General features: G+C 45.1%; 14 protein-coding genes. 2 read left to right on the top strand and 12 right to left on the bottom strand.

What is annotated here, in order from left to right; translation table 11 throughout:
• Positions 1-93: 93 nt before the first annotated feature.
• The 7 genes from rpsR to NQS30_RS17125 form a co-directional block, all read right to left on the bottom strand.
• Positions 94-333: a 30S ribosomal protein S18 gene (gene rpsR / locus NQS30_RS17155; RefSeq protein WP_004392983.1), complete on the bottom strand. Its 240-nt coding sequence runs from the start codon at positions 331-333 to the stop codon at positions 94-96.
• A 43-nt stretch (positions 334-376) separates the two neighbouring features.
• Positions 377-895, bottom strand: a complete 519-nt coding sequence (ssbA, locus tag NQS30_RS17150; protein ID WP_004392979.1) for a single-stranded DNA-binding protein SsbA — start codon at positions 893-895, stop codon at positions 377-379.
• A 39-nt stretch (positions 896-934) separates the two neighbouring features.
• Positions 935-1,222, bottom strand: coding sequence for a 30S ribosomal protein S6 (gene rpsF, locus NQS30_RS17145; RefSeq protein ID WP_004392977.1), 288 nt, complete (start codon positions 1,220-1,222; stop codon positions 935-937).
• Positions 1,223-1,333: 111 nt separating this feature from the next.
• On the bottom strand, positions 1,334-2,434 hold the full coding sequence (gene ychF / locus NQS30_RS17140; RefSeq protein WP_004392975.1) for a redox-regulated ATPase YchF: 1,101 nt from the start codon (positions 2,432-2,434) through the stop codon (positions 1,334-1,336).
• A gap of 125 nt (positions 2,435-2,559) precedes the next feature.
• Positions 2,560-4,563 carry a molybdopterin-dependent oxidoreductase gene (locus NQS30_RS17135; protein ID WP_167340974.1) on the bottom strand — a complete coding sequence of 668 codons (2,004 nt, stop codon included), beginning with the start codon at positions 4,561-4,563 and terminating at the stop codon, positions 2,560-2,562.
• A 46-nt stretch (positions 4,564-4,609) separates the two neighbouring features.
• Positions 4,610-4,816 carry a DUF951 domain-containing protein gene (locus tag NQS30_RS17130; protein ID WP_012118942.1) on the bottom strand — a complete coding sequence of 69 codons (207 nt, stop codon included), beginning with the start codon at positions 4,814-4,816 and terminating at the stop codon, positions 4,610-4,612.
• Positions 4,817-4,901: 85 nt separating this feature from the next.
• Positions 4,902-5,927, bottom strand: a complete 1,026-nt coding sequence (locus NQS30_RS17125) for a YkvI family membrane protein (protein WP_088005468.1) — start codon at positions 5,925-5,927, stop codon at positions 4,902-4,904.
• Between the two features lie 143 nt (positions 5,928-6,070).
• Between NQS30_RS17125 and NQS30_RS17120 the strand changes: the two genes are divergently transcribed.
• Together NQS30_RS17120 and yyaC are read left to right on the top strand one after the other, a co-directional pair.
• Positions 6,071-6,574: a GNAT family N-acetyltransferase gene (locus NQS30_RS17120; protein WP_043020837.1), complete on the top strand. Its 504-nt coding sequence runs from the start codon at positions 6,071-6,073 to the stop codon at positions 6,572-6,574.
• Between the two features lie 174 nt (positions 6,575-6,748).
• On the top strand, positions 6,749-7,363 hold the full coding sequence (yyaC, locus tag NQS30_RS17115; protein ID WP_004392969.1) for a spore protease YyaC: 615 nt from the start codon (positions 6,749-6,751) through the stop codon (positions 7,361-7,363).
• Between the two features lie 29 nt (positions 7,364-7,392).
• Here the strand turns inward: yyaC and NQS30_RS17110 are convergent, their stop codons facing one another.
• The 5 genes from NQS30_RS17110 to mnmG form a co-directional block, all read right to left on the bottom strand.
• On the bottom strand, positions 7,393-8,244 hold the full coding sequence (locus NQS30_RS17110) for a ParB/RepB/Spo0J family partition protein (RefSeq protein WP_004392966.1): 852 nt from the start codon (positions 8,242-8,244) through the stop codon (positions 7,393-7,395).
• Positions 8,237-8,998 carry a sporulation initiation inhibitor protein Soj gene (gene soj, locus NQS30_RS17105; protein WP_007409899.1) on the bottom strand — a complete coding sequence of 254 codons (762 nt, stop codon included), beginning with the start codon at positions 8,996-8,998 and terminating at the stop codon, positions 8,237-8,239. Before soj ends, NQS30_RS17110 begins: the two co-directional genes overlap by 8 nt.
• A 298-nt stretch (positions 8,999-9,296) precedes the next feature.
• Positions 9,297-10,148 carry a nucleoid occlusion protein gene (noc, locus tag NQS30_RS17100; protein WP_007409900.1) on the bottom strand — a complete coding sequence of 284 codons (852 nt, stop codon included), beginning with the start codon at positions 10,146-10,148 and terminating at the stop codon, positions 9,297-9,299.
• Between the two features lie 121 nt (positions 10,149-10,269).
• Positions 10,270-10,989, bottom strand: a complete 720-nt coding sequence (rsmG, locus tag NQS30_RS17095) for a 16S rRNA (guanine(527)-N(7))-methyltransferase RsmG (RefSeq protein ID WP_072589789.1) — start codon at positions 10,987-10,989, stop codon at positions 10,270-10,272.
• Between the two features lie 13 nt (positions 10,990-11,002).
• Positions 11,003-12,889, bottom strand: a complete 1,887-nt coding sequence (gene mnmG, locus NQS30_RS17090; RefSeq protein ID WP_007615086.1) for a tRNA uridine-5-carboxymethylaminomethyl(34) synthesis enzyme MnmG — start codon at positions 12,887-12,889, stop codon at positions 11,003-11,005.
• Positions 12,890-12,903: the final 14 nt, after the last annotated feature.

Genomic DNA, 12,903 nt, shown 5'->3' with positions numbered 1-12,903 from the left:
TCCATGTTTCATGTGAAACATTTCGGCAGGATGGAGGGGGACTGATATAAAAAAAGAGCAGGAGCCCGCAGGCTCTTGCTCTTTTCTTTCGGTTTACTCGCCAGTTACGTATGGAAGTAAAGCCATTTGACGTGCGCGTTTGATCGCGATAGTCAATTTACGTTGGTATTTCGCGTTTGTTCCAGTTACACGGCGAGGTAAGATTTTACCACGCTCAGAAACAAACTTTCTAAGAAGATCTACATCTTTGTAATCGATGTGCGTAATGCCGTTAGAAGTGAAGTAACAAACCTTACGGCGTTTCGCACGACCGCCTCTGCGTCCTCCTGCCATTGTCATTTCCCACCTTTCTCGTTATGAATATAGCGATAATCTATTAGAACGGAAGATCATCATCCGAGATGTCAATCGGCTTGCCGTCGTTGGCAAATGGATCATCATTAAAGCTGTTCCCTTGATTTCGTCTCTGGTTATTCTGATTTCCGCCGAACGGATTATCATTTTGGCCTCCGCCAAAGTATTGGCCTCCGCCGCTGTTTCCTTCGTTGTATCCGCCTGATCCAGAACCGCCGCTGTTTTTAGGCTCAAGAAATTGAACACTTTCAGCTTGGACTTCTGTCACGAAGACACGCTGTCCCTGCTGGTTTTCATAATTTCTTGTCTGGAGTCGGCCGTCTACGCCGGCAAGGCTTCCTTTTTTAAGAAAGTTTGCAACGTTTTCGGCTTGTCTTCTCCAAGTGACACAATTAATGAAATCGGCTTCACGTTCTCCGGACTGGTTCGTGAATGTACGATTCACAGCAAGAGTAAACGTGGCGACAGCCGCACCGCTTGGCGTATAACGAAGCTCTGGGTCTTTTGTCAGTCTTCCGACTAATACAACTCGGTTAAGCATATGAAAGACCACCTTTTAACATTATATATTTCAAATTGCTTATTCTTCTTCTTTAACAACGATGTGGCGAATGATATCGTCACTGATCTTAGCTAAACGGTCGAATTCAGCAACCGCTGCAGCTTCAGACTGAACGTTTAAGATTTGGTAGAAACCGTCACGGAAATCGTTGATTTCGTAAGCAAGACGACGTTTACCCCAATCTTTTGTTCCAGTGATCTCCGCTCCGTTAGAAGTCAATACGTTGTTGAAACGCTCGATAACTGCCTTCTTTGACTCTTCGTCAATGTTCGGACGGATAATGTACATAACTTCGTACTTTTTCATCTGTTTGCACCTCCTTTTGGTCTAAGCGGCCCTATAATGGGCAAGGAGCAATAATTCTATTACTCACAAGTTTATATTATACCAAAGCTCTTGTCCCTTTACAACTGTGTCCTATACATTAAATCGGAAATGAATGACATCTCCGTCTTGGACTACATATTCCTTACCTTCCAGACGCACTTTTCCGGCTTCTTTCGCTCCGGACATTCCGCCGCCTGCCAAAAGGTCTTCATAAGCAACCGTTTCAGCGCGGATAAAGCCGCGTTCAAAATCAGTGTGGATGATACCCGCACACTCAGGAGCTTTCATGCCTTTTCTGAATGTCCATGCGCGCACTTCCTGTTCGCCCGCCGTAAAGTATGTCGCAAGGCCGAGAAGAGAGTATGACGCTTTAATCAGCTGATCAAGACCTGATTCTTCAATGCCGAGCTCCTCAAGGAACATTTGCTTTTCTTCGCCTTCCAATTCAGCAATTTCAGACTCAATTTTCGCACAGACGACGATAACTTCGGCGTTTTCACCCGCGGCGTACTCCCGGATTTTCGCAACATATTCATTATCTGAAGGATCAGCCACTTCATCCTCGCTTACATTTGCTACATAAAGCACAGGTTTTGACGTAAGCAAATGAAGCTGCTTCACAAGCTTTTGCTGTTCTTCCGTAAATTCAACGGAACGGGCAGGCTTTTCTTGTTCGAAAGCTTCTTTTAATTTAGACAGAATGTCAAATTCAAAAACCGCTTCTTTGTCTTTTTGCTTAGCAAGCTTGCTTACACGCGTGATGCGTTTTTCGACTGTCTCCATGTCGGCAAGAATCAATTCAAGATTGATCGTTTCAATATCGTCAATCGGATCGACTTTCCCTGACACGTGCGTAATATTGTCATCAGCGAATGCGCGTACAACGTGGCAGATCGCATCAACCTGACGGATATGAGAAAGAAACTTATTTCCGAGTCCTTCACCTTTTGATGCGCCTTTTACGATCCCCGCGATATCAGTGAATTCAAACGCAGTCGGCACCGTTTTTTTCGGGTTCACCAATTCAGTCAGCTTTTGTAGACGTTCATCCGGCACTTCCACGATTCCCACGTTCGGATCAATTGTACAGAACGGGTAGTTGGCTGATTCGGCACCAGCCTGGGTAATTGCATTAAATAACGTCGATTTTCCGACATTCGGCAAACCGACAATTCCAGCAGTTAAAGCCATTCTTTCATCTCCTCTATATCAAACCATCATCGTATAAACGTATTGTAACCTAGAGCAATTATAAGGAGGTTCATAGGAAAAGACAAGCTGAGAAAAAAGCATTTCCCGCCCTCTCTCTCCTTAGATTATCCTTTTTTAACCGCTACCAGACAGTCAAAAAGCGTACTTCCCATTCCATTATCAGAATTTGAATCCTTTGTGAGCATGTTGACGGAGCCTCCGAATGCCGCCCACATGCCTTCATCTATATTCACCGTCTTCGGGTGAGCCTGCTTCATGATTTTCACCCTGCCGCGCAGACGGCCGCGGTCATTGTATACCTCTGCCGTATCTCCGTCTTGAAGTGAAAGCTCCTCGGCGATATCCGGCGACAGATCCACCTGAATCTGCTGAAGCTTTTCAATAAACGGCACGTGCTGTGAATGATTGGAGCGCTGCGGGTGAATGGACAGCAGCGTATACGGATATTTCCCCGCCAGTCCGGCGTCATGATAAACAGACTCCTCCGGCACTTCCAATTGAGGGAGGCCGCTGTATCCTTTCTCTTCTGCCAGTGACGAGACGAATTCAAATTTTCCGCTCGGGGTTAAAAATTGAAAATCACTCCACGGAACCTGTTTGACCGGAAGCGGCATATGTCCTTTTTCCTTTAATTGCTCAAGGGTGATTCCTTCTTTCTCCAAAGAAGAGAGCCCCATTTTTAAGAAATCTTCCGTACTGTAATCAAAGAGCTCCCCGAATCCGAGACGCTTTGCGAGTTCCGTCCAGATCCAGCGGTCTGATTTTGCCTCTCCCTGCGGTTCCGCAAGCTTCTTGCCATATTGAACATAGTGATGATACATGCTGGAATAATAAATATCTTCCTCTTCGAAAACAACGGCCGTCGGCAGCACATAGTCACAGAGCTTCGCCGTATCGGTCATGACAGAATCAATGGCCACTGTGACCGGTGTTTTTTCAAATGCTTCCTTCACTTTTTTTATATTCGGCACCTGTGTCAGCGGATTGCCGCACGTCACGATGATCATCTCAATCGGCGGATCGGCTGCATTCAGCGCCTCTTCGGCTTGAGTCATCATCGAAAACGTTCTCGAACTTTTCTTCAGATCAGGACGGGTGAGCTCAGCCTTTGCAAAGCTTTCACCGACTTGCACATTTCCGAAGTTTGCGCCGCCGCCTTTGATACCGACATTTCCGCTCGCCGCAGCTAAAGCGTCAATCCACCGTATCGTCCCGCCCCCGTTTTTATATCTCTGCATCCCAAGACCCATAAAAGTGGAGGCGGGACCGTCAGCATATAAATCAGCAAGATATTCAATCACTTCTAAAGACGTTTCTGTTTTCTCAATGATCTCCTCAATAGAAATCGTCTGCAGAAGCTTTTCTATTTCTTCAAAACCGACCGAATGCCTTTGAATGAAATCGGAATCGGTTCTGCCGGTTTGGCATAATACTTTTAAAACACCCGCCGCAAGCCAGCCATCCATGCCGGGTTTAACGGATATATACCGATCGGCAAGCTTTGCAGTCGGGTTAAAAATAGGATCAATGACCGTCAGTGTCGCTCCTTTTTTCTTCACCTGCTGCAGATGATGATAGAGGTGCATATTCGTCCGGGACACGTTTCTGCCCCATACGATCACATGCTTGCTGTGATAAATATCAAGCGGTCCATGCCCGTAAGAACGCCCGAAATCCCAGCGCTGCGCTTCAATGCCGGAACCCCAGCAAATGCTGCCCGCAATCTCCGTCACACCGCCGTATCCATTGAAAAAACGCTGGTCGAGCGCCTTCAAAAGACCGTTATTGGCGTAATCATGACTATGCAGCACTGCGGCAGTGCCCAACGTCTCCTTAATCACCGCCATTTTTTCAGCAATTTCATCTAACGCCTGCTCCCAGGAAATGCGGACAAATTCGCCGTCTATCTTTTTTAAAGGAAAACGAAGCCGTTCCGGCGCATTCGTTTTCGCCTCCAGCATTCTGCCACGGCCGCAAATTTTCCCTTCCGTAATGGGATGATTCGGGTCTCCGTCTACTTTCGTCACCTTTCCATCCTCAACTGTTACCAAAAAGCCGCAGCTGTCCCAGCAATTCAGCGGGCACGCTGACTGATGCACTTTGCTCATCGGGCCTCTTCCTCTCCTCTATATGAAAAAGCATGAGCGCCAGCCCTTATGATGCAGGCTCCTCATGCTTGACGAGTACTTTTTTCAGCTTTCTCTCAAAATCTCTTCTCGGAATCATAACACTGTGGGAACAACCCGTGCATTTGATCCGAATATCCATTCCCATCCGAATGATTTTCCACCTGTTTTCACCGCAAGGATGCGGTTTCTTCATTTCAACAATATCATTCAGGCCAAAGTCTTTATCCGCCAAGACCCTTCACCTCTCTCCATAGACTGCTTTATTTATTGTACAAAAAAAGACAGGATAAGAGCAACGGCCGCACTCAAAATGAGCATTATACTTTTTTCCATCTCCCTAAAATAGGGTAAAGAAGAAGACATACCAGCAAATAAAGACTTAAAAGCCCGTAAATGGGATATAAAATCGCGATCAAATCTGAAAAACCGATTGTCGTAAAAGGCACCATCACAGCTAAAAGAAGAGATACGAGCGTCCATCTCGGCAATTTCACAAATGCAAGCATGCGGCTGGACAGCCCGAACAGACCGGTCACGGTTGTCGTATAGATGGCTAAAAAAAGCACGGCGGCCATACAAAGAAATAACGGATAAGGAGCGCCTTCAAGGACGGCGAAAAGAGGAATCTCATATTGTGTAAGACTGCCTGAAAGCTGTACAAGCGTTTCATTGTAAACAAATGAAATCATACCGAAAATCAGCCCGCTTGCAACGCTTGCGATTTTCGCTTCTCCCAGTCCCTTCATATCTTTTCCGATTGAAGAAAGAACAGCGACAACAGAAAGGATGTTTAAGGACGTGAAGGTAATGCTTGCCGGCCAATTATACTGGCGGGTCAAATCTATCGTCCACGTGTAATGATGGGTTGTCTGAAAAAAGACCAATGCATATAACAGCCCCGCTACAAGAATCGGTATCAAAATACTATTCAGAGATAGTATTCCTTTTATATCCCAAAAGAATAAACCGACAGTCACAATGCAAAGAAGAAAAATACCGATCCAAAATGGCAGCTTGTACATTTGCAGCGTCACACCGCCGCCGGCAATCATAACCATCGTCATTGAAAACAAATAAAACATAATAAGCACATCATAGACTTTAGCAAGAGCCGGCCCCATCAGATGCTCAAGCACAGGTAAAAAGTGCGTTGATTGAACCCGATAGCTGATCTTCAACACAATATAAGCCGAAATCGTAAACATGACTGTAAACAATACAATAGCCAGTCCGCTTTCGACACCGAAAAACTGCCATATTTCCTGCCCGCTTGCATATCCAGCCCCAATCTGGCTGCTTAATATGAGCAGCATCCACTTCATCCCGGCTCTCCACACCCTCATCACCTCATAAAATTTCAGATAATCTCCGCATATTGCTACTATATTGAGTGACAGCGGCAATCATTCATACAAATGGGACAAATATGGTATGATATCGACGATTGACTATTCAGAAAAATTCACTTATGCAAGGAGCTCAAACCATGTACATCAGGCGTTTAACCGCAAATGATACCCAGCCTTATTCCGATATCAGGCTCAAAGCTTTAAAAGATCACCCGGACGCATTTGCCGTCAGCTATGATGAGGAGAAAGAATGGCCGTCCGAAAAATTTAAAGCCAGGCTTGAAGCCGACAATGCCATCGTGCTTGGCGCCTTTGAACAAGACAGACTGATAGGAATCCTCAAGATCTCCAAGCATCCGCTGTTTAAACTAAGACACATTGCGGTTATCGGTTCTATGTATATTTCCCCCAAACACCGAGGGTCAGGCGCGGGAAAAGCTTTAATGACGGAAGCCATCAGCCGAGCAAAAAAGATGAAGGACACAGAACAGCTCCATCTCTCTGTTACTTCAACAAATGAACCCGCAAAAAAACTCTACGCTCAGTTAGGATTTATCCTCTTCTCTACAGAAAAAAGAGCGCTGAAATTAGATTATCAGCAATATGTCGACGTAGATCAAATGGTCTTATTTCTTTCATGAACTTAGAGAATAACTGCTCTGAGTTCTTTTTTCTATCCCGCTCTTTTCAAACAACCGGCATGCTGATCACGACATAAGCATAAAAAAAGGAAGCGCTGGATATACTGTAAACAACCATACAACACCAAAAACAACAATGTAATACTCGTATGACATGACAAGGAAGTGAACCTTATGAATCGAAAAGGCGGGCTTTTTTCTCAAGAACGGGCAAAACAATATGTATCTCATACGGATTCTTCTGCTGCGAATCAAATACAAGCGATCCTTACTTCATCTTTACGTAAAGCAGCCGGCAGACCGTTAGTCACCGTGTGTATCGGCACAGATCGGTCGACCGGAGATTCATTAGGTCCGCTCGTAGGAACAAAGTTAGAAAAAATGAATTTAGGCAGATTGCACGTTTACGGCACGCTGTCAGATCCTGTTCACGCCGTCAATATGAAAGACAAGCTGAAAGATATTCAACATCTACATAAAAATCCGTTTATTATAGCGGTTGATGCTTGTTTAGGCCGCGTCAAAAGCGTAGGGTCATTTCAAATCGGCGATGGGCCGCTGAAGCCCGGAGCAGGTGTTCAAAAAGATCTTCCTGAAATCGGTGACGTCCATATCAATGGAATCGTCAATGTCAGCGGGTTTATGGAGTATTTTGTCCTGCAGAATACGAGGCTTCATCTTGTTATGAGCATGGCAAATGTTTTAGCAGAGGGGTTACAGCTGACAGATAAATCAGAAGGCCGGCAGGAACGGCTCAGTCCGTTTCATAAGTTGACAAGACGTATATAAAAAACCATCTTTTTTTAAAAAGATGGTTTTTACGCTTCTCTTTCAGACAATAGTTCTAGGATACGTTCAAGATCTTCATTTGAGAAAAACTCAATCTCAATCTTCCCTTTTTTCTTTTGTCTCTTAATATTTACTGTTGTTCCGAAGTAATTTTGCAAATACGATTCCCGCTCTTTTAACACAACATCTTGGACAGGTTCTTTTTTCTTTGTTTCACGTGGAACATTGTTGTTTAACTGCTGAATAAGCTGCTCAAGCTGACGGACGTTCAGCTGTTCTTCAACCACTTTCTTCACAAGCGGTTCAAGCTTGTTTTTATTTTTCAAACCAAGCAAGGTTCTGCCGTGTCCCATGGATAACGTACCTTCTGCAATGAGGTTCTGGATGCTTTCCGGCAGTGTCAGCAGTCTTAAATGGTTGGCAATATGAGGCCTGCTTTTTCCGAGCCGTTTAGCGAGCTGTTCCTGGGTTAAATCCAAATGCTTCAGCAGTGAGTCATATGCCAGAGCTTCTTCAAGCGGTGATAAGTCTTCACGCTGAAGGTTTTCCAAAAGAGCGATTTCCCGCATCAGCGATTCAGATAAATCCCGCACGATAGCCGGCACTGTCTCTTTACCGGCAAGTTTTGCGGCGCGGTAACGGCGTTCGCCGGCTACAATATCATAGCCCTTCAATGATTTTCTCACGATAATGGGCTGAAGAATGCCATGCTGAATGATGGATTCCTTCAGTTCAGCTAATGACTCATCGTCAAATTGTTTTCTTGGCTGATAAGGATTGGGGCGTAAATCACTGATTTTAATCTCTTCCACTGTCTCTTCAGACAAATCAACCTGATTAAACAACGCGTTAATCCCTTTTCCGAGCCCGCCTTTAGCCATTCGCTGCCACTTCCTTTGCTAAATCTAAATATACTTCCGCACCTCTCGAACGCGGATCGTATAATATGATCGGCTTGCCGTGACTCGGCGCCTCACTTAAACGGACATTTCGAGGAATAATGGTTTGATACACTTTATCTCTAAAGTATTTCTTTACCTCTTCTATCACTTGAATGCCGAGATTCGTTCTGGCATCAAGCATCGTCAGAAGCACTCCTTCTATCATTAAATCGGTATTTAAATGTTTTTGCACAAGCCGAACTGTATTTAATAATTGACTCAATCCTTCAAGAGCGTAGTATTCGCACTGAACCGGGATAACGACTGAATCTGAAGCGGTAAGCGCATTAATCGTTAATAACCCGAGAGACGGAGGACAATCAATAATCATGTAATCGTAATTTTGTTTCACAGATTCTAATGCTCTTTTCAGCCTGACCTCCCGTGAGATCGTCGGAACCAATTCGATTTCCGCTCCCGCAAGCTGGATCGTGGCCGGAATGACATCTAAGTTCTCTACTGAAGTCGGTTTAATAATATCTGTAACATCTGCATCATCTACTAAAATGTCGTACACACAATGATCCACATCGGCTTTTTCAATCCCTAATCCGCTCGTTGCATTGCCCTGCGGATCAATATCAACAAGAAGAACCCTTTTACCTATGTAAGCCAAGCAAGCCCCCAGATTAACAGAAGTCGTCGTCTTCCCGACTCCGCCTTTTTGGTTCGTAATTGCTATGATTTTTCCCACGATGTCACCTACCTTCACATGAACATGTACTGTCTTGTTTCTATCTTATCAAAAAAAGAGTAAAGCGTTTTATTTTTTTCATAATTTGTTTATCAGCAAGTGAAAAAAATGTAAACGAAAAAGACACTTTCTAATATAAGTTCTCCGATAAAGTGACTTTTTTGACTGTAAAAAGACAATTCACGACACAAAAAGATAAAATTTTACATATATAATACATAGTGCACAATAAATCTATCATTATCTCAAAATAGTTTTTTGATTAAAATAAAAACTCCCCTGCTGATCAGGAGAGTTTTTATTTAGGTATCCGAATGGTAAGCTGGATGTACTCTTCGAATTCTTCTTCTTCAGTATTCAGTCTGACGCCGCTGTCTTCTACCATAGACAGTGACTGACGAATCGTATTCATCGCAATTCTTGTATCCCTGCTGAACGCTTTGCGTCTCGGCTTTGGTTTCTGCTTATTCTGTTCAAGCATTTTCACCACTCTGTCTTCCGTCTGCTTGACGTTTAAGCTTTTCTCAATGATTTCCGCAAGCAATGTGACCTGAAACTCCGGCTGTTTGAGCGGAATCAGTGCTCTTGCATGACGTTCCGTAATTTTTTTCTCCATAATCGCATCCTGGACGGGTTCCGGGAGCTTTAACAATCGGAGCTTGTTCGCAATCGTTGACTGGCCTTTTCCTAAGCGCTGCGCCAAGGCTTCCTGTGTTAAATCATGAAGTTCTAACAGCCTTGCGTACGCATGAGCTTCCTCAATGGAGGACAATTCTTCCCTTTGCAGGTTTTCAATCAAAGCGACAGATGCTGTTTCCGTATCAGAAAAATCTTTAATAATTGCGGGAATCTTCTCCCATTCAAGCGTCTGTACCGCTCTCCAGCGCCTTTCACCCGCAATGAGCTCATATTGTCCTTCATCTTCTGTATGTCTGACAACAATCGGCTGAATGATGCCGTGTGTATGGATAGTCATTGCTAACTCTTTGATTTTTTCATCTGAGAAAATGGTGCGTGGCTGAAAACGGTTGGGAACGATAGCATGTACCGGTATTTCGAGTATCTCTTCTTTGTTTGTATCATGCTCAGCTATCTCCGGTTCCTCTTCCTTCTCACCAAACCCGAAGAAACGAGAGAATGAATGCTTCATGTACCTACACCACCTTTAAAAACTGCCATTTTTATAATTCTATTTTCTCATGGTTTTTCCTGCTGTATCTTCATCAATTTTGCAGAAAATATGATGGAATTGTCACATCAGGCTGTCTAAATTACCCTTCAATTGGCGATTTATTTGGAGTACCCGGTTTTCTCGGATATTTTTTCGGAGTGCTTTTCGTCTTGCGAATGATCATGATGTTCCGTTCACTTTCTTCAACTGGAAGTGTAAAGGAATGAACTTGTTCAAGCTCTCCTCCCAATACTTTAATCGCCTTTTGCCCCGCTTTCAGCTCTTCATCAGCTGCTGCTGCTTTTAGTGCCGCAAATACGCCGTTTTTCTTGGCCAGCGGCAGACAAAGCTCACTCAGGACCGACAGACGCGCCACCGCACGGGCCGTCACGAGATCGAAGCTTTCCCGGACGTCTTTCCGCTGTCCGAATGTCTCCGCTCTGTCATGGACAAATGCCGTATGCTCTAATTGTAAAGCATCAGAGAGAGTTTCCAAAAACGTAATCCGCTTATTCAGTGAATCGACGATGGTGACATGCAGATGCGGGAAGCAGATTTTGATGGGCAGGCTCGGAAAACCGGCGCCGGCGCCGACATCACAAAGAGTGGTGACCTTTTCAAAATCAATATAAAATGCTGCCGTTATCGAATCATAAAAATGCTTGAGATAAACTTCCTTTTTCTCAGTGATGGATGTCAGATTCATTTTTTCGTTCCATTCCACGAGCATCCGGTAATACAACTCGAATTGCTCCAGCTGGCGGTCAGAAAGGGAAATCCCTTTCTCCGCTAAACTGGATGTAAATTCCTCTATATTCATGCCGTCATCCTTTCTATTCAGCTACCTTGGCAATACGGCCCTGCTCCAGGTATACCAGCAGGATTGAAATGTCTGCCGGATTGACGCCGGAAATACGGGACGCTTGAGCAACTGATAAAGGACGCACTTCTTTCAGCTTTTGACGGGCTTCAGTAGCAATTCCTTTAATGGCGTCATAATCAATCCGATCAGGGATTTTTTTGTTTTCCATTTTCTTCAGCTTTTCCACTTGCTGCAAGGATTTTTCGATATATCCTTCATATTTCACCTGAATTTCCACTTGTTCCGCCACATCTTGCGGAACCGGAGAATCTGCAGGCGCAAGTTTTGTCACTGTTTCATAGTTCATTTCCGGACGTTTCATTAAATCTGTGCCGCGCACTCCGTCTTTCAGCTCGCTTCCGCCGAGTGAACGGATATATTCCTGATTCTCAGGAGACGGCTTGATAATAACAGACCAGAGACGTTTTTTCTCCGCCTCGATCGCCGCTTTTTTCTTCTCAAACGCTTCATAGCGCTCATCAGAAATTAAGCCGATATCGTGGCCGATTTCCGTCAGACGAAGATCCGCGTTGTCGTGGCGGAGCAGCAGTCTGTATTCCGCCCGTGAAGTCAGCAGACGGTACGGTTCATTGGTTCCTTTCGTTACCAAATCATCAATCAATACACCGATATAAGCATCGGAACGGCTGAGGATCACTTCTTCTTTTCCAAGCGCTTTGCGGCCTGCGTTGATCCCTGCCATAATTCCTTGCCCGGCTGCTTCCTCATAACCTGATGTACCGTTAATTTGACCGGCTGTGTACAGGTTAGGGATTTTTTTCGTCTCCAGTGTAGGCCAGAGCTGCGTCGGTACAATCGCGTCATACTCAATCGCGTATCCGGCTCTCATCATCTGCACCTTTTCCAGTCCCGGAATGGTCGCCAGCATCCGCTGCTGCACGTCCTCAGGAAGACTCGTGGATAAACCTTGAACGTATACTTCCTGCGTATTTCTGCCTTCCGGCTCAAGGAAAATCTGATGACGCGGTTTATCATTAAACCGAACGACTTTATCTTCAATCGAAGGGCAGTATCTCGGTCCCGTTCCTTTAATCATACCGGAATACATTGGCGAACGATGCAGGTTGCTGTCGATGATCTCATGAGTCTCAGGACTCGTGTAAGTCAGCCAGCAAGGCAGCTGATCGGTAATGTATTCAACCGTTTCATATGAGAAAGCGCGCGGAACCGGGTCCCCCGGCTGGATTTCTGTTTTGCTGTAATCAATGGAATCGCTTGAGACACGAGGAGGCGTACCCGTTTTAAAACGGACGAGATCAAAACCGAGCTCCTCTAAGTGCTCAGAAAGTTTAATAGACGGCTGCTGGTTATTCGGACCGCTTGAGTAAGACAAATCACCGAGAATGATCCGCCCTCTTAAATACGTTCCGGTTGTCAGCACGACCGTTTTTGCCTTATATTCAGCACCCGTTTGCGTAATGACACCGCGGCACTCTCCGTCTTCAATGATTAAACGCTCGGCAATCCCTTGAAGAAGTGTCAAATTCGGTGTTTTTTCCAGCGTATGCTTCATTTCGTGCTGATATTGGAATTTATCCGCCTGCGCACGCAGCGCACGTACGGCCGGACCTTTTCCTGTATTCAGCATTCTCATTTGAATATGAGTTTTATCTATATTTCTAGCCATTTCTCCGCCGAGCGCGTCAATTTCGCGGACGACAATCCCTTTCGCGGGGCCGCCGACAGACGGATTACATGGCATAAACGCAACCATATCAAGATTGATCGTCAAAACAAGCGTTTTGGCTCCCTGGCGCGCGGATGCGAGGGCAGCCTCAACACCGGCATGCCCGGCGCCGATGACAATCACGTCGTATTGGCCTGCTTCATACCCCATGGTTTTTTCCTCCC

Source organism: Bacillus sp. B1(2022), from assembly GCF_040259625.1.
In the GTDB taxonomy this organism is placed as follows: Bacteria; Bacillota; Bacilli; order Bacillales; family Bacillaceae; genus Bacillus; species Bacillus velezensis.
Note: the sequence above shows the minus strand (reverse complement) of the source record. Positions and strands in the feature narration are given on the sequence as shown.

What these genes read in the sequence shown, in the direction of transcription:
- rpsR (WP_004392983.1), bottom strand. Translation starts at nt 333, where the DNA reads ATGGCAGGAGGACGCAGAGGCGGTCGTGCGAAACGCCGTAAGGTTTGT.
- ssbA (WP_004392979.1), bottom strand. Translation starts at nt 895, where the DNA reads ATGCTTAACCGAGTTGTATTAGTCGGAAGACTGACAAAAGACCCAGAG.
- rpsF (WP_004392977.1), bottom strand. Translation starts at nt 1,222, where the DNA reads ATGAAAAAGTACGAAGTTATGTACATTATCCGTCCGAACATTGACGAA.
- ychF (WP_004392975.1), bottom strand. Translation starts at nt 2,434, where the DNA reads ATGGCTTTAACTGCTGGAATTGTCGGTTTGCCGAATGTCGGAAAATCG.
- NQS30_RS17135 (WP_167340974.1), bottom strand. Translation starts at nt 4,563, where the DNA reads ATGAGCAAAGTGCATCAGTCAGCGTGCCCGCTGAATTGCTGGGACAGC.
- NQS30_RS17125 (WP_088005468.1), bottom strand. Translation starts at nt 5,927, where the DNA reads ATGAGGGTGTGGAGAGCCGGGATGAAGTGGATGCTGCTCATATTAAGC.
- NQS30_RS17120 (WP_043020837.1), top strand. Translation starts at nt 6,071, where the DNA reads ATGTACATCAGGCGTTTAACCGCAAATGATACCCAGCCTTATTCCGAT.
- yyaC (WP_004392969.1), top strand. Translation starts at nt 6,749, where the DNA reads ATGAATCGAAAAGGCGGGCTTTTTTCTCAAGAACGGGCAAAACAATAT.
- NQS30_RS17110 (WP_004392966.1), bottom strand. Translation starts at nt 8,244, where the DNA reads ATGGCTAAAGGCGGGCTCGGAAAAGGGATTAACGCGTTGTTTAATCAG.
- noc (WP_007409900.1), bottom strand. Translation starts at nt 10,148, where the DNA reads ATGAAGCATTCATTCTCTCGTTTCTTCGGGTTTGGTGAGAAGGAAGAG.
- rsmG (WP_072589789.1), bottom strand. Translation starts at nt 10,989, where the DNA reads ATGAATATAGAGGAATTTACATCCAGTTTAGCGGAGAAAGGGATTTCC.
- mnmG (WP_007615086.1), bottom strand. Translation starts at nt 12,889, where the DNA reads ATGGGGTATGAAGCAGGCCAATACGACGTGATTGTCATCGGCGCCGGG.